The organism is Quadrisphaera sp. KR29 (assembly GCF_052644995.1).
The window spans coordinates 1-19829 of sequence record NZ_JBQXXG010000007.1 but is presented as its reverse complement, the minus strand read 5'-3'; the positions used below and the strand labels follow the sequence as shown (position 1 = coordinate 19829).

Here is a 19829-nt window from a genome sequence, read left to right as displayed (position 1 = left end):
CACCTGCCCGTCGTCGTCGTCGGCGGAGGGCAGGCGGGCCTGTCGATGAGCTGGCACCTGGTGCGGGCGGGCGTCGAGCACGTGGTCCTCGAGCGGGGCACCGCCTGCCACGACTGGGCAGACCGCCGCTGGGACGCGTTCACGCTGGTCACGCCCAACTGGCAGTGCCAGCTCCCCGGGTACGCCTACGACGGCGGCGATCCCGACGGCTTCATGGCCCGCGACGAGGTGGTCGCGTGGCTGCGCCGCTACCCCGCCACGTTCGGCGCGCCCCTGCTCGAGGGCGTGGGCGTCACGGCGCTGCGCGAGGCGCCCGGCGGCGGCTTCTCCCTGACCACGACGGCGGGCGCGCTCACGGCCGACCAGGTCGTGGTCGCCACCGGCGGGTACCACCGGCCGGTGCTGCCGGCTGTCTCCCAGCGCCTGCCCGACGACGTCGTCCAGCTGCACTCCGCCGCGTACCGGTCGCCGCAGGCGCTGCCACCGGGGGCCGTGCTCGTGGTGGGGTCGGGGCAGTCCGGCGCGCAGATCGCCGAGGACCTCCACCTGGCCGGGCGCGAGGTGCACCTGGCCCTGGGCAGCGCCCCGCGCGTGGCCCGGCGCTACCGCGGCCGCGACTGCGTGGCGTGGCTGCACGACATGGGCGTCTACGACGTCGGCATCGAGGCCCACGCCGGCGGCCTGTCCAAGCGCGAGTCGACCAACCACTACGTGACCGGTCGGGACGGCGGGCGCGACATCGACCTGCGGGCCTTCGCGCGCGACGGCATGCGCCTCCACGGGCGCCTGGAGTCCGTGCACGGGACGCACCTGCGCTTCGCGCGGACCACCGCCGCCTCCCTGGACGCCGCCGACGCCGTCGCCGAGTCCATCAAGGACGACATCGACGGCTGGATCGCCCGGCAGGGGATCGACGCACCGACCGAGGCGCGCTACACCCCGGTGTGGCGGCCTCCCGCTCCGGAGGACGAGGACGTCGACCTCGACCTGCGCGCAGCGGGCGTGACCGCCGTCGTCTGGGCCGTCGGGTTCCGGGCCGACTTCCGGTGGGTGCAGGTCGGCGTCTTCGACGGCACCGGCGCCCCCACCCACCGCCGCGGCGTGACGGCGGTCCCGGGACTGCACTTCCTGGGGCTGCCGTGGCTGCACACGTGGGGCTCCGGCCGCTTCGCCGGCGTCGCGCGGGACGCCGAGCACCTCGCCGAGCAGGTGGTGCTCCGCGCCGCCCGGAGCCGGGCCGCCTGAGGGTGGCCGAGGAGGTGGTGCTCGCCGCCGTCGCGGGGCGCTTCGGCCGCGACGTCGCGCGCACGCTCGTCAAGCTCGAGGGGGTCATCGGTGCCGCCCGCACCGCCGGGGCGCACCTGCTGGTGCTCCCCGACGCCACGGTCGGCGGCTACGTCGACGACCTCGTCGACCCCGCCCTCGACGGCGACGACGCGCTGCCGCCCGCGGTCGACCTCGACGGGCCCGAGGTCGCCCGCATCGCCGAGCTGGCCGGCGACACCGTCGTCTGCTTCGGCATCAGCGAGCGGGTCTCCGTCGGCTCCGACGACGTGCCGGGCCGGGCCGACCGCTACAACACCGCGGTGTGCGTGCACCGCGGTGCCGTGCTCGGCGTCCACCGCAAGGTGCACCTGCCGCTGGGGGAGTCGCAGGCGTACCGCGCTGGTGACCGCTTCGCCGCCTTCGACACCCCGGTCGGCCGCCTGGGGATGCTCGTCGACTTCGACAAGACCTTCCCCGAGAGCGCGCGCACGCTGGCGCTCGACGGGGCTCAAGTGCTGGCCTGCCTGTCGGCGTGGCCCGCCAGCGCCACCGAGCGGGCCGACAGGATCCGGCTGGACCGCCAGGCCCGCCTCTTCGACCTCTACGACGCCGCCCGTGCCGCGGAGAACCAGGTGTGGCTGGTCTCCTCCAACCAGACCGGCGTGCAGGGGGGACTGCGCTTCCTCGGGCAGGCCAAGGTCGTCGACCCCGCGGGGGAGGTCGTGGCGCGCACCTGGACGCAGGGCGGGATGGCGGTCGCTCCTGCGCGCCTGGCCGACGGCGTGGCGCGGGCACGCCGGCGGGTGCACCACCTGCGGGACAGGGTTCTGTCCGCCTACGACTGCGACCGCCCCTTCACCGAGCCCGCCCGCAGCCCGGACGACCACGACGACGAGGGGAGCGGCGCGTGAGGGTCGCGCTGGCCACGTACTCCACCAAGCCCCGCGGCGGGGTGGTGCACACCCTGGCCCTGGCTGAGTCGCTGGCAGCGCGCGGCCACGACGTCACCGTCTGGACCCTGGGACGCGGAGGTGACACCACCTTCTTCCGCCCCGTCGAGGGGTCCGTGCGCGTGGAGGCCGTGCCGTTCGCCCCGGTGGAGGGCGAGGACGTCGGCCAGCGCATCGCGAGGTCGATCGACGTGCTGGGGGGTGCGCTGTCGCAGCGGCTGCGGTCCGGGCGGGCGCTGCCCGACGTCGTCCACGCCCAGGACTGCATCTCCGCAAACGCCGCCTTGGCTCCCGCCCGTGCCGCCGGTGTGCCCTTGGTGCGCACCGTGCACCACCTCGACGCGTTCACCACGCCCCAGCTCGTGGCGTGCCACGACGCGGCGGTGCGCGGACCGGACACCCTCGTGTGCGTCTCGGCGGCCGTGGCCGCCGAGGTGGCGGCCGGCTACGGGCTGAGCGCCACCGTCATCCCCGGTGCCGTGGACGCCGGTCGCTTCGCCGCCGCCGCCCGCCGGGACGACGCCGCAGCGGTGGCCGCCCGCCGCGCCTGGCGCTCGAGGCTGGGGCGGTTCGTGCTCGCCGTGGGTGGCGTCGAGCCCCGCAAGGGCTCCCTGGACCTCCTGGAAGCGTGGGCGCTGCTGCGCCGCCACCGCCTCGACCTGCGCGACGTGGCCCTGGTGCTCGCGGGCGGGGAGACGCTCTTCGACCACCGCGCCTACCGCGCCGTCTTCGACGCCCGCGCCACCGAACTGGCCCGCCACCTCGGTGCCGCCCCGGTGGTGCTGGGGCCCGTCGACGACCACGCGCTGCCGGCCCTGGTGGCCGCGGCCGACGCGGTGGCCTTCCCCTCGACCAAGGAGGGCTTCGGCATGGCGCCGCTGGAGGCCCTGGCGGCCGGCGTGCCCGTGGTGGCCCGCGACCTGCCGGTGCTGCGCGAGGTGCTGGGGGAGGCGGCGCTGTTCGGGGCCACCGCGGTCGAGATCGCTGACGCCCTCGGCGTGGCGCTCGGCGGCGCGAGCCCCGGCCCGTCGCTCGGCCGTGCGGTGGCCGCCGCTCACGGGTGGACGCGCGCCGCCGCGGCCCACGAGGGGTTCTACGAGCAGCTCCTCGCGCCGCGGAGGTCCAGGATCGGGGCGTGAGGAGTGGTCCTGAGCACCCTGACGTCGACCGCGACCGCCTGGCGGCGTCCGCCGCCGAGGCGCTGGGGCTGCCCGGCGGCCTCGTGCTGGGGGAGCGGCTGAGGGGCTCGGACCGCTCCCTCGTGGTCCGCGCCGACGCCGCGGGGCGCGCCGTCGTCCTCAAGCTCCCGCTCACCGACCCCGAGGCCGCCGCGCGCGAGCGGGCGGCGCTGCAGGTGCTTGCGCGGCGCGGCGCCCCCGGCGTCGTCCCGCTGCTCGGCCTCGGGCCAGACCTCCCGGTCCTCGTGCTGGACGACCTCGGGGGGGCACCCACGCTCGCCGACCGCCTCCTCGGCGAGGACCCCGCCGCCGCTACCGACGCCCTCGTGGCGTGGGGCTCTGCGGTCGGGCGGCTGCAGGCGGCCACCGCCGACGTCCGGCCCGCCTTCGAGGCGGCGCTCGCGCAGGCCTCGCCCCTCGGCGCGCCGGACGTCGGGGGAGTGGGCGACGCCGTCGCCGGCGCCGTCGCGGTGCTGCGCCGCGAGCTGCCGCGCCTCGGCCCGGCCGCCGCGCTGGACGGGGCCGCCGCGGAGGAGCTGGCTGCGCTGGTCGCGCACCTGGAGCGTCCGGGTGCCCCGCGCGGACTGGTGCCCGGGGACACCTGCCCCGACAACGCGCTGCTGGTGGAGCGCACCGCCGCCGCCCCCGACGGGGTGCGGCTCATCGACTTCGAGGGCGCTTCGCACCGGCACGTGGCCTGGGAGGCGGCCTACCTGGCGCTGCCGTGGCCGTCCTGCTGGTGCAGCTGGCGGCTGCCTGAGGACGCCGTCGAGGCAGCGCTGAGCGCCTGGCGGGAGGCCGTCGCGCCCGCGGTCCCCGCGCACTGCAGCGCCGCCGACCTGGCAGCGGACGTCGACGACGCCGTCGTCGCCTGGACCGCCGTCACCACCGCCTGGTTCCTTCCCGCCGCGCTCGACGGCGACCCCGTGCCCGCCGACCCCGCGCGCGCGGCGGTGGTGCCCCGGCGGCGTGCGCTGGTGCAGCACCGCTCCCGCACGGCCGCCCAGCGCGCGGCCGCCCGCGGCCGGTTGCCGGCGCTCGCGGCGTGGTGCGAGCGGCTGCACGCCGCTGCGGTCGACACCTGGGGTGAGCGCCCCCTCCAGCTGGCACCCGCGTACCGCTGACGCTGCGGACCAGCACCTGCCGCGGCAGGGTGGGGGCGTGCCGAAGCTCTCCGAGAAGCCCCTGCCCGCCGACGTCCTCGAGCTGCTCCGCAGGCCCAACCCCGCGGTGATGGCGACGGTCGCGAAGGACGGCCGCCCGGTCACCGTGGCCACCTGGTACCTGGTCGACGACGACGGGCGGCTGCTGCTCGGCCTGGACGCCAGCCGCGCGCGCCTCAAGCACCTCACCGACGACGGTCGCGTCTCGCTGACCGCGCTGGCCGAGGGCGACTGGTACACCCACGTCAGCGTGCAGGGCCGCGTGGTGGAGGTGGCCGACGACGAGGGCCTGGCCGGCATCGACAGGATCAGCCGCCACTACACCGGCCGCGACTACCCGAACCGCACGAGCCCGCGCGTGCTCGTCTGGGTGGAGCTGGACCGCTGGCACGGCTGGGGCGGCGCCGCGCAGGACTGAGCCGCGCGCAGCCCTGGTCCGGCGACGTCGTCACCGGCGGGGAGCGGACGCGACGTCCTCGATCGTCGCGGGAACGGCGGCGGTCAGGTGCCGAGCAGCTGCTGGCCCAGCCAGCCGCCCTCGGGCACGCCCGGCAGCACCGCCCAGACCCCAGAGCCGGTGTGCTCGAGGTACTCCGAGAGCGCGTCCTGGCGGGCCAGCGCCGTCTGCACCGGGATGAAGGCCGTGCGCACGTCGCGCTGGTAGGCCAGGAAGAACAGCCCGGCGTCCAGGTGCCCGAGCCCGTCGGTGCCGTCGGTGAAGTTGTACCCGCGGCGCAGCATCTGCGCCCCGCCGTGCGCGGACGGGTGCGCCAGGCGCACGTGGGAGGAGGCCGGCAGGGACGCCGGGTCGAAGGCGTCGTGCTCGGCGGCGTGCCCCAGGGGGGCGCCGGCGCCCTTGGTGCGGCCGATGACCTGCTCCTGCTCGGCCAGCGAGGTGCGGTCCCAGGTCTCGACGTGCATGCGGATCCGCCGGGCCACGAGGTAGGAGCCGCCCGCCAGCCACGCCCCCGCCCCGGTGCTGTCGTCCCCGGGCTGCACCCAGACGTGCTCCTCCAGCGTGCGGGTGTCCGTGCCCGCGGGGTTGGCGGTGCCGTCCTTGAAGCCGAAGAGGTTGCGCGGGGTGGGCGCCGACGGGTCGACGGTGGCGGCGCGCCCGTACCCGAGCTGCGCCCAGCGCACCCCGGCCCGACCGGCGGCGATCCGCGAGAGCGTCCTGATGGCGTGCACCGCCACCTGCGGGTCGTCGGCGCAGGCCTGCACGCACAGGTCGCCGTCGGAGCGCTCCGGCACCAGGGCGTCGCCGGGGAAGGCCGGCAGCTCCACCAGGGCGGCGGGGCGGGCGCCGGCCAGGCCGAACCTGTCGTCGAACAGCGAGGGCCCCACGCCCACGGTCAGCGTCAGGCGGTTGGCGTGCAGGTCGAGCGCCTCGCCGGTGTCGGACGGCGGGGCCAGCGGCCGCCCGCCGGTCGCGCCGCCCTCACCGACCTCCTCGCCGGCCGTCAGCGCCACGGCGGCCGCCGTCCAGTCCTGCAGCAGCGAGGCGAGGTCCTCGCGGGAGGTGGCCGTCACGTCGAAGGCGGCGAAGTGCAGGTTGGCCTGCACGTCGGTCGCGATCCCGGCCTGGTGCTCCCCGTGGAAGGGCACCACCGAGGTCCCAGCACCGGACGGACCGGACGGACCCGCTGACGACCCGCGACCGGAGGCCTCGGCCGCCACCACGCCCGCGCCGACCAGACCGGCGCCGACGGCGCCCGACCCCAGGGCGGCCAGCAGGCCGCGGCGGGAGACGGCGGCCATCAGGCCTGGCCGGCGGCCGCAGCTCCCAGCTGCGACAGCGGCTCGGAGAGGGCGTCGACGGCGCGGGCGAGGTCGCGGCGCTGGTCCTCGGTGACCGTGTCGTAGGAGACGTACCCGCCCGGCGCGCTCGGGTCGGCGTAGGGGACCAGGGCCGCCTGGAGCGCCGTGAACTGCGCGGTCAGCTCGGTGACCAGCTCGGGGTCGGCGGCCTGCACGAGGGGCGTGAGCACCTCGAAGGCCTCCTGCGCGCCGTCGACGTTGCCCTTGACGTCCACGAGGTCGGTGTGGCTGAAGGCCTCCTCCTCGCCGGTGATCTTGCCGGTGGCCACCTCGTCGAGCAGCTCCTTGGCGCCGTTGCCGATGGAGACCGGGGTGATGGCGGCGTTGGGCACGCGCTGCGCGAGCTCCTGCACGTCGAGCAGCAGCTGGTCGGCCACGGGCACCACGGCGGCCAGGTCCTCTCCGGTCCACAGCGCCTTCTCCAGGCGGTGCCAGCCGGTGAACTGCTCACCGGGCTCCAGGTCGGCCTCGCGGGCGTCCATGCGCGGGTCGAGGTCGCCGAAGCTCTCCGCCACCGGCTCCACCGACTCCCACCCCAGGCGCGAGGGGGCGTACAGCGACTGCGCCGCGGCGCGGTCACCCGCGGCGACGGCGTCGCGCAGCTGCTGCACCAGCGGCACGCTGGCGTCGGCCTGCTGCTGGACGTAGGCGCGGTAGGCGTCCACGGCCTGCTGCTCGGCCGGCGAGAGGTCGGAGGAGCCACCGGTCACGGCGATGGCCTGGCGGATGCCCTCGCCGACCATGCCGGGCTTGCACGCCACCTGGTACTCGCCCTCGGTGAGGTCGACCGTGAGGTCGTAGCTGGTGCCGGGGCCGATGTTCTCCTTCTCGGTGACGATGCGGTCGCCGTCGTAGACGTAGACCTCCGTCACCTGGCTGCCGCCGTTGGTGATGGAGAAGGTGGTCACGCCGCCGGGCAGGTCGGTGGTGGCGACCTCGCAGGCGCTGTCGGTGGCGCTGATGGCGACCGGGCCGCCGGCGGCTGCGCCGGAGGCCCCCTCGGAGGCGGCGGCGGACGACGCCGAGGGCGCGTCGACCAGCGCCCCGCACGAGCTCAGCGCGAACGCGGCCAGGGGGGCGAGGGGCAGCACGAGCAGGGCGCGGGCGCGCGAGGGCACGGTGGCTCCAGGAGTCGAGGTGGCCGACCGTCCATGATCACGGCCGGAGGGGAGAGGGAGGTCAGGCGCGGGCGTCGGAGGCGACGGCGCGCAGCGCCGGCGAGGAGGTCGTGGAGGGCGCCGGGGCCGCGGGGCGGCGCTGGGGGCGCAGGTACAGGGCCAGCACCGGCAGCACGTACGCCGTCCACGCGACGGCCTGCGCCCAGGTGGTGGCGGGGGAGAAGTTGAGGACGCCCTTGAGCAGCACGCCGTACCAGCTGGCCGGCGGCACCTGGGCGCTGACGTCGAAGGCGAGGGCGTGCAGGCCCGGCAGCACGCCGGCCTCCTGCAGGTCGTGCACCCCGTAGGCGAGCACTCCACCGGCCACGACGACGAGCGCTGCGCCCGTCCACGTGAAGAAGCGGCGCAGGTCGATGCGGACCGCCTGGCGGTACAGGGCCCAGCCCAGCACGACGGCGGCGGCCAGGCCGAGCAGCGCGCCCACCAGCGGCTGCCACGTCTGGCCCGTCGCCTGCCCGGCGGCGTAGACGAAGAACACCGTCTCCAGGCCCTCGCGGCCCACGGCCAGGAAGGCCGTCAGGCCTACCGCGAAGCCGCTGACGGCCACCGCGGCGCGCATCCTGTCGGTCAGGTCGCTGGCCAGGTGGCGCCCGGCGCGGCGCATCCAGAAGACCATCCAGGTGACGAAGGCGACCGCGACGATCGACAGGGTGCCGCCGAGCACCTCCTGCGCCTCGAAGGTGAGGGCCTTGGCCGCTGCCGCCAGCGCCACGGCCACCGCCACGGGCAGGGCGACGGCCACCGCCACGCCCCAGCGGACCGCGCCGAGGCGGTCCCGCCGGCCGGTCTTGACCAGGAACGCCACGAGGATCGAGACCATGATCGTGGCCTCGAGGCCCTCGCGGAGGCCGATCAGGAAGTTGGCGATCACACCGGGTCCTTCGCGCTCGCCGATGACGACGTCGTGATCGGCGCCGTGTGAGGCGAGCCTAACCTCACCCTCCGTCGGGTGTCGGTCAAGAGCGGGTAAAGGCTGGGCGGCTCAGCCGGCCAGCGCCCGGGACAGCAGGCCCGCGGTGAGCTCGCGCTGCCAGGGCCGGGCCCCAGCCTGCTCGAGCCAGGCGCTCACGCCCGCCTCGCCGGCGTCGGCGGGCGGCTCCCAGCACAGGCGGCGCACCGCGTCGGGGGAGAGCAGGTTCTCCACCGGCACGTCGACCTCCTCGGCCAGCGCGGCGAGCGCGGTCCGCGCCCGGCTGAGGCGCTCGGCGGCCTCGGGGTCGCGGTCCTTCCAGGCGCGCGGCGGCGGGGGCCCGTCGGTGGGCAGCGAGTGCGGGGGCAGGCGGTTCTCCGGGAGCGCCCGCGCGCGGTCGAGGGCCTCCATCCAGCGCGCGCCGAGGCGGCGGTTGGCGGGACCGGAGAAGACCGGCAGCGCCGCCAGCTCCCGCGCGGAGGTGGGCATCGCCTGGGCCGCGGCGACCACCGCGCGGTCAGGGAGGATGCGCCCCGGCGCGGTGTCGCGCTTGCGCGCCAGCTCGTCGCGGGAGAGCCACAGCTCGCGCACCGCGGCCAGCTGCCGGCGCTGGCGCACTGCGTGCAGGCCCGAGGTCCGCCGCCACGGGTCGGTGCGCGGCGGCGCCGGCGGCGCGTCGCGCACGGCCGCGAACTCCTGGCGGGCCCACTCCAGCTTGCCCTGCGCGGCCAGGTCGGCGGCCAGGGCGTCGCGCAGGTCCACCAGCAGCTCGACGTCGAGGGCGGCGTACAGCAGCCACGGCTCCGGCAGCGGCCGGGTGGACCAGTCGACCGCGGAGTGCTCCTTGGCCAGGCGGACCCCGAGCAGCCGCTCGACCACGGCGCCCAGCCCCACCCGCTGGTAGCCGGCCAGGCGCCCGCCGAGCTCGGTGTCGAACAGCTCCCCGCCGGGGCGCAGCCCGACCGCCGCCAGGCACGGCAGGTCCTGGTTGGCGGCGTGCAGCACCCACTCGGCGTCGCCGAGGGCCTCGGCCAGCGGCGACAGGTCAGGCAGGGCGCGGGGGTCGACCAGCAGCGTGCCGGCGCCCTGGCGCCGCAGCTGCACCAGCTGGGCGTCCTGGCCGTAGCGGTACCCCGAGGCGCGCTCGGCGTCCACGGCGACGGGGCCGGTGCCGGCCGCCAGCGCCTCCGCGGCAGCGGTGAGCACCTCGGGGGAGGCCGTCAGCGCCTGCAGGCCGTCGGCCGGGGCCGCCAGCAGGGGCAGCTCCGGCGCCTCGGGCTCCTCCCCGGGCACGGGCACCTCACCGGGCACGGGGACGGCCCCGGTGACCTCAGGGGTCTCCGGGGCCGTGCCGCGTCCGGGGGGTCCGGCGGAGGTGCTGGGCGATCTGCTCATGTCAGCCGCCCATTCTGCACCGCAGGGGAGGTGTCAGCTGATGACGCCCGCGCGCAGCGTGATGAGGACCATCTCCGCGCGGTCACCGGTGCCGAGCTTGCGCGCGATGCGCGCCAGGTGGCTCTTCACGGTCAGCGCCGACAGGCCCAGCTCCTCGCCGACCTCGCGGTTGGAGCGGCCGTCGGCGACCAGCTGCAGCACCTCGACCTCGCGGGCGGACAGGCTCGACAGGCCGTCCGGGGAGGTCGGCACCACGGGCGCCTCGGTGCCGCGCGCCGCGGTGGACAGGAAGCAGCGCACCCCGGAGCTGAGCGCGGAGCGCACCGTCCAGGGGTCCTCGGAGGTGGAGACCACCACGGCGCGGGTCCAGCCCGCGGCGCGCAGGTCGCGGGCCAGCGCCACGCCGGCGCCGTCCTGCAGGCCCGCCTCGATGACGCACAGGTCGCCCTGGTGGTGCACCGCGGCGCGGCGCGCCTCGGTGACCGAGCTGGCCGCGACCACGTCGCTGGCGCCGAGGGCGCGCAGCACGCGCACGGCGACCTCGCGCGCCGCCAGGTCCTGCACCGCCACGAGCGCGGTGGTGCGGCGCCCGCGCGCCACGGCACCGGCGCGCGGTGCCCGAGCGAGGGCGCTCTCCGCCATGGTCGTCATCCCTGACCTCCTGCTCCTGCCGCACCCGTGGCCCGGGTGCGTCCTGCAGGGGGTATCGGGTGGCCGATGGGGTGCCTTGACACGTTCGGCGCACCAATCGCTGACCCGTCCGGCGGACGGGCCAGCGCCCGTCAGCGGCGCGGCAGGCGCGCCACCCCGTGCGGCAGCGGCGGCAGGCCGGCCGCCGCGCCCAGCAGCTGCGCCCACGCCTGCACCGCCTCGCCGGCGGCCTCCGGCGCCTCGGAGGTACGGGGGCTGAAGGACGCGCGCAACTCCAGCTCCACGTCCACCGGGCGCGCCGACAGCTGCCCGTAGGAGCGCGAGGTGGAGGTGGTCACCGTGCCCCCGAGGGTGCCCACGGGCAGTCCGTGGTCCTCCAGGGCCTCCACCAGCCAGCTCCACGCCACGTCGGCCAGCAGCGGGTCGTCGGCGTCCTCGGTGGCCGGGGAGCAGCGCGCGAGCACGACCACCCGCCAGGGCCCGTCCCAGCCGTCCTGGCCGGCGGGGTCGTGCAGCAGCACGAAGCGCCCCTCGGCCACCTCGTCACCGGCCTCGTCCAGCACCTCCGCGGACAGCGCCAGGGAGTGCGGCGCCAGTGAGCGCGGCCCCGGTCCCTCCTCGACCACCACCTCCGGGCGCAGCGCGGTGGCCCGCACCTGCTGCACCGCTGCGGCGAAGGCCTCCGGGACGGGGGCACCGCCCTGGGGGCCGGGCCCCTCACCGCGCGCGTCCATGGCCGCATCCTTCCCCACACCACCGCCCGCGCGCCCGCCACCAGGCCGTCACCCGCCGGGAGGCCGGCCGGGAGGTCGGGCGGGACGGGCCGGGCGGGCGGCGATGATGGGGCGGTGAGCACCCCCGTCCCGCCGCTGGTCGCCGCCTGCCGCCGCGAGCCCGTGACCCGCACGCCGGTGTGGTTCATGCGCCAGGCCGGGCGCTCCCTGCCGGAGTACCGCAGGGTCCGCGAGGGCGTCCCCATGCTGCAGGCCTGCACCACCCCCGACCTCGTCACCGAGATCACCCTGCAGCCGGTGCGCCGCTACGGGGTGGACGGCGCCGTCCTGTACTCCGACATCGTGCTGCCCCTCAAGGCCGCCGGCGTGGACCTCGACATCGTCCCCGGGACCGGGCCCGTCATCGCGCACCCGGTGCGCACCGCCGCCGACGTCGACGCCCTGCCCGAGCTGCACCCCGAGCAGGTCGAGCCGGTGGCCCAGGCCGTGCGGCAGCTGGTCGGCGAGCTCGGCGAGGTGCCCCTGATCGGCTTCGCCGGGGCGCCGTTCACCCTGGCCAGCTACCTCGTCGAGGGCGGCCCCAGCAAGGACCACGCCGCCACGAAGACCTTCATCCACGCCGACCCGGGCCTGTGGCGGGCGCTCGCGGAGAAGCTCGCGCGCACCTCGGCGACCTTCCTGCGGGTGCAGGTGGCCAACGGCGCCCGGGTGGTGCAGCTGTTCGACTCCTGGGCCGGCGCGCTGTCGCTGGCCGACTACCGCGCGCACGCGATGCCGGCCTCGGCGTCGGTGCTGGAGGCCGTGGGCGAGCTGCGCGGGGCCGACGGGCTGCCCGTGCCGCGCATCCACTTCGGCGTGGTCACCGGTGAGCTGCTCGGCGCGATGGGGGAGGCCGGCGCCGACGTCGTGGGCGTCGACTACCGCGTCTCCCTGCGCGACGCGGCCGCGCGCACCCGCGCCGACGGCACCCGCCGCGCCCTGCAGGGCAACCTCGACCCGGCCCTGCTGGGCGCCCCGCCGGCGGTGCTCGACGCCGCCGTCGACGACGTCCTCGCCGACGCCGCGGCGGCCGTGGGCACCACCGGCCACGTCTTCAACCTCGGCCACGGCGTGCCGCCCGCCACCGACCCCGGCGCGCTGCTGCGCGTGGTGGAGCGGGTGCACGAGCGCACCGCGCGGTGACCTCCTCCGCCGGCCCCGCAGCCGACTCCTCCGCCGCTCTCGGCGGCAGCGGGCGGGCGCGACCGCGCGTCGTCGTCGTCGGGGGAGGTGTCAGCGGCCTGGCCGCGGCGTGGGCGCTGGCCGCACACGCCGTCGACGTCGTCGTCCTGGAGGTCTCGCCCCGCGTCGGCGGGCCGCTGCAGACCGCCGAGCTGGCGGCGGGCTCCACCCCGCTCACCGTCGACGTCGGCGCGGAGTCGCTGCTGGCGCGGCGCCCGGAGGCCGTCGAGCTGGCCCGCGAGGTGGGCCTGGGACCCGACCTCGTGCAGCCGGCCACCACCCGCGCCGCCGTCGTCCTGCGCGGCCAGCGGCACCCGGTGCCGCGGGGCACCGTCATGGGCGTGCCCGCCGACCCGGCGTCCCTGGCGGGGCTCCTCACGGCCGAGGAGGTGGCGCGCGCCGCCGACGAGCGGCTCACCGAGCCGCTCGGGGAGGACGGCGACGTCGACGTCGCCTCCTTCGTCGCGGCCCGCCTCGGCGGCGCGGTGGTGGACGCCCTCGTCGAGCCGCTGCTCGGCGGGGTCTACGCCGGGCGGGCGTCGGGGCTGTCGATGCGCTCGGTGCTGCCGGCCCTGTGGCCCGCCGCCCGCGACGGCGCCCCGCTGCTGGAGGCGGTGCGCGCCGCGGCGCGCGCCTCGCAGGCGGCCGCCGAGCGCGGCTCCAGCGCGGTCAGCGGGGGAGGGGGCGGCGCGCAGGGCGCCGTCGGCCTGGTCGGGACCGCCGCCGGCGGCGGCGTGTTCGCCGGGGTGCGCGGCGGGGTCGGGCGCCTGCCCGGCGCGGTGGCCGCCGCGCTGGGCGCCCGGGGGGCACAGGTGCGCACGTCGGCGCGCGTGCGGCGGCTGCGCCGCGGCGGGGGCTGCTGGCAGGTCGACGTGGAGGACCGCTGGACGGGCCTGGTGCGCGCCGAGCGCGCCGACGGCGTGGTCCTCGCGGTGCCGCCGCCGGCGGCCGCGGCCCTGCTGGCCGGGGAGGCGCCGGAGGCGTCGGCGGCCGTGGGCGGGGTCGACGACGCCGGCCTGGCGCTGGTGACGCTGCTGCTGCCGCCCGGCTCCCTCGACGCCCTGGTCGACGAGGAGGGCCAGCCGCTGTCAGGGCTGCTCGTGCCGCCCGCCGAGGGCCGGCTCGTCAAGGCCGTGACGGCCTCCAGCCGCAAGTGGGCGTGGGTGGCGCAGGCGGCGGGCGCCGCAGCGGGGGCGGGCGCGGAGGTGCTGCGGCTGTCGGTGGGGCGCCGCGGGGAGGGGGCCGTGCTGGCGCGCCCCGACGCGGAGCTGCTCGCGGCCGTCGTGCAGGACGGCGGGGAGCTCGTCGGCCACCGCCTGGAGCCGCTGGCGTCGCTGGTCACGCGCTGGCCGGCGGCGCTGCCGCAGCCCGACGTCGGGCACGCCGCGCGCATCGCCCAGGTGCAGCGCGAGCTCGCTGCGCTGCCGGGGCTCGCGCTGGCCGGCGCGGCCGTCGACGGCGTCGGGGTCCCGGCGTGCATCGCCGCGGCGCGGCGGGCCGCGGCCGCCGTGGTGGCGGACCTCACCGGCTGAGGCCACCCCCGGGCGGCACCGGTGCGCCGGGGGCGAGGATGGGGGCATGACGTCGCTGCAGCACTCCCCGGCCTCCAGCGCTCCGGAGACCGCCGTCACCTCGGCCGACGGGCGGACCGCGCGGCAGGTGGCCGAGGAGATCAACCAGACCATCAGGTACACGATGTGGTCGGTCTTCGCCCTCGACCCGTCGGCGCACACCGGCGGCGGCCTGGGCGGTGAGGCGGACCGCACCGCGGCCACCGCCGAGGTGGAGGCGCTGCTGCGCTCGCTGGGGGCGGCGGGCGGCGCGGAGGGCCACGACCTGGAGGTCCGCGGCTTCTACGACCTGTCCGGCATGCGCGCCGACGCCGACCTCATGGTGTGGTGGCACGCCAGCGACGTCGAGGTGGTCCAGGAGGCCTACCGCCGGCTGCGCCGCACGGCCCTGGGGCGGCTGCTGCGGCCGGTGTGGTCCAGCGTGGGCGTGCACCGCACCGCGGAGTTCAACAAGGGCCACGTGCCGGCCTTCATGGCCGGTGAGGCGCCGCGCAAGTACCTCAACCTCTACCCGTTCGTGCGCTCCTACGAGTGGTACCTGCTGCCCGAGGACGAGCGGCGGACCATGCTGCGCGACCACGGCCTGGCCGCCCGCCCCTACCCCGACGTGCGCGCCAACACCGTCTCGGCGTTCGCCCTGGGCGACTACGAGTGGCTGCTGGCCTTCGAGGCCGACGAGCTGCACCGCATCGTCGACCTCATGCGCGACCTGCGGAACACCGAGGCCCGCCGCCACGTGCGCGAGGAGCTGCCCTTCTTCACCGGCCGCCGCGTGGAGTTGCGCGAGCTCGTCTCGCTGCTGCCCTGACGCCCGCACCCCTGCCGGTGGTCAGGGGCGCAGCGCGCGGGCCATGGGGACGTGCGGGATGCCGTCCTCGAGGAACCCCGGCCCGCTGAGCTCGAAGCCCCACCGGGCGTACCAGCCCGCCAGGTGGGCCTGCGCGTCGAGGACCAGCGGCCGGTGGCCCTCGCGCGCGACGACGTCGCCCAGCAGCAGCCCCGCCAGCCCGTGCCCGCGCTCTGCCGGCGCCGTCACCACGCGGCCGATGCGGCGCGCGCCCTCGGGGTCCGGGTGCTCACCGGAGCGCCCGGCCAGCACCCGCAGGTAGGCGCCGACGGTCGAGCCGCCGGGCCCGGCGACCCACAGGTGGGCTGCGTCGGGCTCGAGGTCGCGCCCGTCCAGCTCGGGGTAGGGGCACTCCTGCTCCACCACGAAGACGTCGACGCGCAGCTTGAGGATCGCGTAGGCCGTCGCGGGGTCGAGGTCTCGCCAGGCGGCGCGCTGCACGGGTGCTCTGGTCACCCGCCCATCCTGCGGCAGCGGCTCCGCTAGCCTCGCCAGGGTGTCGGTGCACGAGGCGGTCGCGGGGTTCGCGCTGGTGGCGGCGCTGCTGACGCTGGTGCCGGGCCTCGACACCGCGCTGGTGCTCCGCACCTCCCTCACCAGCCGTCGCCGCAGCGCCCTGGCCACCGCCGGCGGCATCCAGGCCGGCTGCCTGGCGTGGGGCGCTGCCGCGGCGCTGGGCGCCACCGCCGTGCTCGCCGCGTCGCAGACCGCGTACCGCGTGCTGACCCTGGCCGGGGCCACCTACCTCGCGTGGATGGGCGTCCGCCTGCTCGTCGCCGGCTTCCGGAAGACTCCTCACGACGACGACGCGCACGCCGGTCCCCGCCCTCCCGCCGGCGTCTCGGCCGGTCGCGGGTTCACCACCGGGCTCATCACCAACCTCCTCAACCCCAAGGTCGGCGTCTTCTACCTCGCGACCATCCCGCAGTTCTCCGCCGTCGGCGTCCCGCCGCTGGCCATGGGCCTGCTCCTGGCGGGCGTGCACTGCGCCATCGGGGCGGTGTGGCTGACCGCGCTGGTGCTGGGCAGCTCGGCGCTGGGCTCGCGGATGGCGTCGACGTCGTTCGCGCGCTGGGTCGACAGGGTCACCGGCGGGGTGCTCGTGCTGTTCGGCGTCCGGGTGGCCCTGTCCGCCCGGGCGCTCTGACCACCCCCCCTGCGCTCGTCCCCACCCCGACGACCACGCGGAGGGGCGTCACGTGCGCCGACGACCACGCGGAGGGGCGTCACGTGCGCCGGTCATCACCGCAGCGGGTCATCGGGCCGCCCTCCAGCCGCCCCGCTGGCCTCGCGGTGCCGGAGCGTGGCGCGGAGGACCTTGATCGTCGGGGGTGGTGGCGCGGAGGTGCTTGATCGTCGCGGGGAGGGGCGGGTCACCCGGCGTTCACCTCGGCAGGGCAAGGTCGCGCGGTGAGCAGCAGCACCCCCGGCGCCGGCCCGGCCAGCGGCACACCGGCCGCCACCCCTGGGCTGCGGCGCGACCTCGGGCTGCGCGACGCCGTCGTCGTCGGCCTGGGGGCCATGCTCGGCGCGGGCGTCTTCGGCGCCGTCGGCCCCGCCGCGGCGGCCGTCGGCCCGTCGGCGCCGGGCCTGCTCGCCGCGCTCGCGCTCGCGGCGCTCGTCGCCACCTGCAACGCCACCTCCACCGCCCGGCTCGCCGGCCTGCACCCCCTCGCCGGCGGCGCCTACGCCTACGGGCGCCGCGAGCTGGGCGACTGGTGGGGCTTCGCCGCCGGGTGGGCGTTCGTGGTCGGCAAGACGGCCAGCTGCGCCGCGATCGCCCTCGTGGCCGGCGCCGCGGTCTGGCCGGAGCACCCGGGTGTGCCCGCCGCCGTCGCGGTGGCGCTCTTCACGGCGCTGACGTGCGCGGGCGTGCAGCGCACCGCGCGCGTCACCGCGGTGCTCGTCGTCGTCGTCCTCGCGATCCTCGCCGTCAGCCTGGGCGCGGCGGCCGGCGGCGGCCTCGACCTCGCCGCCCTGACGGGTGCCGCCGCGGACGCCAGCCCGCTCGGCGTCCTCCAGGCCGCGGGCCTGCTCTTCTTCGCGTTCGCCGGGTACGCGCGCATCGCCACGCTCGGGGAGGAGGTGCGCGACCCCCAGCGCACCATCGGCCGCGCCGTCGCGATCGCGCTGGTCACCGTGCTGGTCGTCTACGCCGCCGTGGTCGTCGTGGTGCTCGGCGTGCTGGGGACGACGACGACCGCCACCAGCGCCCTCCCGCTGCGCGACGCCGTGGCCGGCGGACCCGTGCCGCAGCTGGCGGTGCTCGTCACGGTCGGTGCTGCCGTCGCGGCGCTCGGGTCGCTGCTGACCGTGATGGCCGGCGTCGGCCGCACGGCGCTCGCCATGGCCCGCGACCGCGAGCTGCCCGCGCCCCTGGCCGCCGTCAGCCCGCGCAGCGGAGCGCCGGCGGTGGCGCAGCTGGTGGCGGGCGCCGTCGTCGTCGTCGCAGTCCTCACCACCGACCTGCGCGGCGCCATCGCCGCCAGCTCCACGGGGGTGCTCGTCTACTACGCCGTCGCGAACCTCGCCGCGTGGGCCCGCGCCGGCCGCGACCCGCAGCGCCGCGCCTGGGAGAGGCCGGTCGCCGCCGTCGGGCTGGTCGGCTGCCTCGTGCTCGTGGCGGCGCTGCCGCCCGCCGCCGTGGCCGCCGGGCTGGCGGTGCTGGCGGCGGGCCTGCTCGGCCGGGCCGTGCTGCGCAGGCTCAGCCCTGCGCGCCGGGCTCCAGGTCGAGGCTGATCGAGTTGATGCAGTAGCGCTGGTCGGTGGGCGTGTCGAAGCCCTCGCCCTCGAAGACGTGGCCCAGGTGCGAGCCGCACGAGGCACACCGCACCTCGGTGCGGACCATCCCCAGCGAGCGGTCGGTGATGAGCTCCACCGCGTCGGACTCGGCCGGCGCGTAGAACGACGGCCACCCGCAGTTGGAGTGGAACTTGGTGGTGGAGCGGAACAGCTCCGCGCTGCACGCCTTGCAGCGGTACACGCCCTCGGTCTCGGTGTCGGTGTACTCGCCGACCCACGCGCGCTCCGTGCCCGCCTCGCGCAGCACGCGGTACTCGGCGGGGGAGAGCTGCTGGCGCCACTCGGTGTCGGACTTCGCGACGGGGTACGTGCCGGTGCTAGGCGTGGTCATGCCCTGTCCAACACCCGTCGTCCGCGACGCGTTCCCCAGCAGGCGTCCCAGCAGCCCCACCGCTCAGCCGACCCGGCCGGTGCCCGCGTACGTGTGCAGCACCGGCACGCCGAGCACCTCGCGGGCGCGGCTGGCCCAGTCGCGGTGGAAGGTCTCCTCCACGGCGTGCGGCCGCGTGACCACCACCACCTCGCGCGCCCCGTGCTGCTGCACGGCGGCCTCCAGGGCGGGCACCGGGTCGTCGTCGGTGATGACGCCGTCGGCGTCGCGCCCGAGCGCGCGCAGCGCGGACACCGTCGTCCCCAGCACCGCGGACGCCTCGGCACGGGCGGTCTGCGCGTCGCGCCGCCCGCCCTCGCGCACCGCCTCGACGGCCTCGCCCCAGTGGGCCAGGCTCAGCCGGTCGACCACCTCGGTGAGCACGTTGCGCCGCGTGTCCGCCGGCACGAGCACCCGGTAGACCAGGTCCTCGCCCTCGTGCAGCGCGAGCACCCGCTCCGCGTCAGGCCCCTCCACGGGCTGTTCGGTGAGGAGGACGACGACGGAGGGCTCGGCCCGCTCGCTGGGGCCGGGGGCGGTCTCTGGCACGTCCCGGACGCTATCCGCCCGTCAGGACGTCCGCGAGGTCGTAGTCGGCGGGCACGTCGAGCTGGTCGAAGCGGCACGAGGCCGGGTCGCGGTCGGGCCGCCAGCGCGCCAGCTGCACGGTGTGGCGGAACCTGTCGCCCTCCAGCTGGTCGTACCTCACCTCCGCCACGAGGTCGGGCTGCAGCGGGATCCAGCTGGCGTCCTTGTCGGCCGCGGCGAACCTGTTCTTCTCCCCGGCCTGGCGGCGCGGGGCGCCGTCGGCGTCGCGCAGCACCAGCGGCTGCAGCTCCCTCTCCAGCTCCACGCGCACCCTGTCGGTGAAGGCGCTGGCCCCGCCGACCTGCCGCAGCTGGCCGTCGTCGTCGTGCAGGCCCAGCAGCAGCGAGCCCACGCCGGTGCCGGACTTGTGCACCCGGTAGCCGACGACGACGACGTCGGCCGTGCGCGCGTGCTTGACCTTGAGCATGACGCGCTTGCCGGGGGCGTACGGGGCGGCGAGCGGCTTGGCGACCACCCCGTCCAGGCCGGCGCCCTCGAAGGTCTGCAGCCACTCCTGCGCGAGCGCGGCGTCGGTGGTGGTGCGCGTGAGGTGCACCGGCGCGGACACCCCCGCCAGGGCCTCCTCGAGCGCCGCGCGGCGCTCGGCGAAGGGCCGGGCGGTGAGGTCGTCGTCGGCCAGGGCCAGCAGGTCGAAGGCCACGAAGGAGGCCGGTGTGGTCTCGGACAGCAGCTTGACGCGGCTGGCAGCGGGGTGGATGCGCTGGGCGAGGGCCTCCCAGTCGAGGCGCTCGGCGCCGGGTTCACCGCGGCGGACCACCACCTCGCCGTCCACCACGCAGCGGTCGGGGAGCTGGGCGCGCAGGTGCCCGACCAGCTCGGGGAAGTACCGCGTCAGGGGCCTGGTGCCGCGGCTGCCGAGCTCGACCTCGTCGCCGTCCTTGAAGACGATGCAGCGGAAGCCGTCCCACTTCGGCTCGTAGAGCAGGCCGCCGTCCACCGAGGCCGGCTCGGGCACGGTGGTGACGTCCTTGACCGCCTTGGCGAGCATCGGCGCGACGGGCGGCATCACGGGCAGGCGCACGACTCCCAGCCTGCCCCCCGAGGCCCGTCCCGCCCCGTGGTCGTGGGCGTCCGCCACCCGCGTGGCGCAGCCGGGCGCCCGGCGGCGCCCCCCGGCCCCCAGGGGAACCCCGCCCAGCGCCCCGCGGGGGGGTGCGGCGGCGGCG

General features: G+C 77.3%; 20 protein-coding genes. 10 read left to right on the top strand and 10 right to left on the bottom strand.

The annotated features are described in order from the left end of the window. Positions 1-45 precede the first annotated feature (45 nt). From ACUN9U_RS08075 to ACUN9U_RS08055, 5 genes are read left to right on the top strand one after another with little or no spacing between them, the layout of a single operon-like run. Complete coding sequence (locus tag ACUN9U_RS08075; protein ID WP_445484591.1) at positions 46-1245, top strand: MSMEG_0569 family flavin-dependent oxidoreductase; 1200 nt, start codon at positions 46-48, stop codon at positions 1243-1245. A gap of 2 nt (positions 1246-1247) precedes the next feature. Continuing rightward, entirely contained in the window at positions 1248-2177 is a 930-nt protein-coding gene (locus tag ACUN9U_RS08070) for a carbon-nitrogen hydrolase family protein (RefSeq protein ID WP_445484431.1), read from the top strand. Then, on the top strand, positions 2174-3355 hold the full coding sequence (locus tag ACUN9U_RS08065; RefSeq protein WP_445484430.1) for an MSMEG_0565 family glycosyltransferase: 1182 nt from the start codon (positions 2174-2176) through the stop codon (positions 3353-3355). Before ACUN9U_RS08070 ends, ACUN9U_RS08065 begins: the two co-directional genes overlap by 4 nt. Continuing rightward, positions 3352-4518, top strand: a complete 1167-nt coding sequence (locus ACUN9U_RS08060) for a hypothetical protein (protein ID WP_445484429.1) — start codon at positions 3352-3354, stop codon at positions 4516-4518. Before ACUN9U_RS08065 ends, ACUN9U_RS08060 begins: the two co-directional genes overlap by 4 nt. Positions 4519-4555: 37 nt before the next feature. After that, positions 4556-4975 carry a TIGR03618 family F420-dependent PPOX class oxidoreductase gene (locus tag ACUN9U_RS08055; RefSeq protein ID WP_445484428.1) on the top strand — a complete coding sequence of 140 codons (420 nt, stop codon included), beginning with the start codon at positions 4556-4558 and terminating at the stop codon, positions 4973-4975. Between the two features lie 83 nt (positions 4976-5058). Here the strand turns inward: ACUN9U_RS08055 and efeB are convergent, their stop codons facing one another. The 6 genes from efeB to ACUN9U_RS08025 all read right to left on the bottom strand — a co-directional run bounded on the left by efeB (position 5059) and on the right by ACUN9U_RS08025 (position 11243). After that, a complete protein-coding gene (efeB, locus tag ACUN9U_RS08050; RefSeq protein ID WP_445484427.1) occupies positions 5059-6315 on the bottom strand; it encodes an iron uptake transporter deferrochelatase/peroxidase subunit in 1257 nt (418 codons plus the stop codon). Beyond that, positions 6315-7448 carry an iron uptake system protein EfeO gene (efeO, locus tag ACUN9U_RS08045; RefSeq protein WP_445484590.1) on the bottom strand — a complete coding sequence of 378 codons (1134 nt, stop codon included), beginning with the start codon at positions 7446-7448 and terminating at the stop codon, positions 6315-6317. The genes efeB and efeO overlap by 1 nt, the downstream gene beginning before the upstream one ends. Positions 7449-7554: 106 nt before the next feature. Further along, the gene (gene efeU, locus ACUN9U_RS08040) at positions 7555-8424 is read right to left on the bottom strand and encodes an iron uptake transporter permease EfeU (RefSeq protein WP_445484426.1); all 870 of its coding nucleotides are present in this window, start codon (positions 8422-8424) and stop codon (positions 7555-7557) included. Positions 8425-8535: 111 nt separating this feature from the next. Next, the gene (locus ACUN9U_RS08035) at positions 8536-9858 is read right to left on the bottom strand and encodes an HRDC domain-containing protein (RefSeq protein ID WP_445484425.1); all 1323 of its coding nucleotides are present in this window, start codon (positions 9856-9858) and stop codon (positions 8536-8538) included. 33 nt (positions 9859-9891) lie between these two features. Next, the gene (locus tag ACUN9U_RS08030; protein WP_222710366.1) at positions 9892-10509 is read right to left on the bottom strand and encodes a response regulator transcription factor; all 618 of its coding nucleotides are present in this window, start codon (positions 10507-10509) and stop codon (positions 9892-9894) included. A 131-nt stretch (positions 10510-10640) separates the two neighbouring features. Continuing rightward, positions 10641-11243, bottom strand: a complete 603-nt coding sequence (locus ACUN9U_RS08025) for a DUF3000 domain-containing protein (RefSeq protein ID WP_445484424.1) — start codon at positions 11241-11243, stop codon at positions 10641-10643. A gap of 114 nt (positions 11244-11357) precedes the next feature. Here ACUN9U_RS08025 and hemE point away from each other — a divergent pair, with 114 nt between their 5' ends. Genes hemE through hemQ form a run of 3 tightly spaced genes read left to right on the top strand, consistent with a single transcriptional unit; the run spans position 11358 to position 14843 of the window. Continuing rightward, a complete protein-coding gene (gene hemE / locus ACUN9U_RS08020; RefSeq protein WP_445484423.1) occupies positions 11358-12425 on the top strand; it encodes a uroporphyrinogen decarboxylase in 1068 nt (355 codons plus the stop codon). Continuing rightward, a complete protein-coding gene (gene hemG / locus ACUN9U_RS08015) occupies positions 12422-13996 on the top strand; it encodes a protoporphyrinogen oxidase (RefSeq protein WP_445484422.1) in 1575 nt (524 codons plus the stop codon). Before hemE ends, hemG begins: the two co-directional genes overlap by 4 nt. 46 nt (positions 13997-14042) lie before the next feature. Next, a complete protein-coding gene (gene hemQ, locus ACUN9U_RS08010) occupies positions 14043-14843 on the top strand; it encodes a hydrogen peroxide-dependent heme synthase (protein ID WP_445484421.1) in 801 nt (266 codons plus the stop codon). 21 nt (positions 14844-14864) lie between these two features. Here hemQ and ACUN9U_RS08005 read toward each other — a convergent pair whose 3' ends face one another. Further along, positions 14865-15338, bottom strand: a complete 474-nt coding sequence (locus tag ACUN9U_RS08005) for a GNAT family N-acetyltransferase (RefSeq protein WP_445484420.1) — start codon at positions 15336-15338, stop codon at positions 14865-14867. A 40-nt stretch (positions 15339-15378) separates the two neighbouring features. Between ACUN9U_RS08005 and ACUN9U_RS08000 the strand changes: the two genes are divergently transcribed. Continuing rightward, on the top strand, positions 15379-16029 hold the full coding sequence (locus ACUN9U_RS08000) for a LysE family translocator (protein WP_445484419.1): 651 nt from the start codon (positions 15379-15381) through the stop codon (positions 16027-16029). Positions 16030-16292: 263 nt separating this feature from the next. Further along, complete coding sequence (locus ACUN9U_RS07995; RefSeq protein ID WP_445484418.1) at positions 16293-17621, top strand: APC family permease; 1329 nt, start codon at positions 16293-16295, stop codon at positions 17619-17621. On the opposite strand, the gene msrB is transcribed toward ACUN9U_RS07995, so the two are convergent. The 3 genes from msrB to ACUN9U_RS07980 all read right to left on the bottom strand — a co-directional run bounded on the left by msrB (position 17587) and on the right by ACUN9U_RS07980 (position 19669). After that, positions 17587-18015: a peptide-methionine (R)-S-oxide reductase MsrB gene (gene msrB, locus ACUN9U_RS07990; protein WP_445484417.1), complete on the bottom strand. Its 429-nt coding sequence runs from the start codon at positions 18013-18015 to the stop codon at positions 17587-17589. The two genes, ACUN9U_RS07995 and msrB, sit on opposite strands and share 35 nt — an antisense overlap. Positions 18016-18078: 63 nt before the next feature. Beyond that, entirely contained in the window at positions 18079-18603 is a 525-nt protein-coding gene (locus tag ACUN9U_RS07985) for a hypothetical protein (protein WP_445484416.1), read from the bottom strand. A gap of 10 nt (positions 18604-18613) precedes the next feature. Continuing rightward, positions 18614-19669, bottom strand: coding sequence for an ATP-dependent DNA ligase (locus tag ACUN9U_RS07980; RefSeq protein WP_445484589.1), 1056 nt, complete (start codon positions 19667-19669; stop codon positions 18614-18616). Positions 19670-19829 lie beyond the last annotated feature (160 nt).

Excerpts from the sequence above, each read along its gene's own strand:
- ACUN9U_RS08075 (WP_445484591.1), top strand. The coding sequence starts at position 46 with ATGAGCTGGCACCTGGTGCGGGCGGGCGTCGAGCACGTGGTCCTCGAG.
- efeB (WP_445484427.1), bottom strand. The coding sequence starts at position 6,315 with ATGGCCGCCGTCTCCCGCCGCGGCCTGCTGGCCGCCCTGGGGTCGGGC.
- ACUN9U_RS08035 (WP_445484425.1), bottom strand. The coding sequence starts at position 9,858 with ATGAGCAGATCGCCCAGCACCTCCGCCGGACCCCCCGGACGCGGCACG.
- ACUN9U_RS08030 (WP_222710366.1), bottom strand. The coding sequence starts at position 10,509 with ATGACGACCATGGCGGAGAGCGCCCTCGCTCGGGCACCGCGCGCCGGT.
- ACUN9U_RS08025 (WP_445484424.1), bottom strand. The coding sequence starts at position 11,243 with ATGGACGCGCGCGGTGAGGGGCCCGGCCCCCAGGGCGGTGCCCCCGTC.
- hemQ (WP_445484421.1), top strand. The coding sequence starts at position 14,043 with ATGACGTCGCTGCAGCACTCCCCGGCCTCCAGCGCTCCGGAGACCGCC.
- msrB (WP_445484417.1), bottom strand. The coding sequence starts at position 18,015 with ATGACCACGCCTAGCACCGGCACGTACCCCGTCGCGAAGTCCGACACC.
- ACUN9U_RS07980 (WP_445484589.1), bottom strand. The coding sequence starts at position 19,669 with ATGCCGCCCGTCGCGCCGATGCTCGCCAAGGCGGTCAAGGACGTCACC.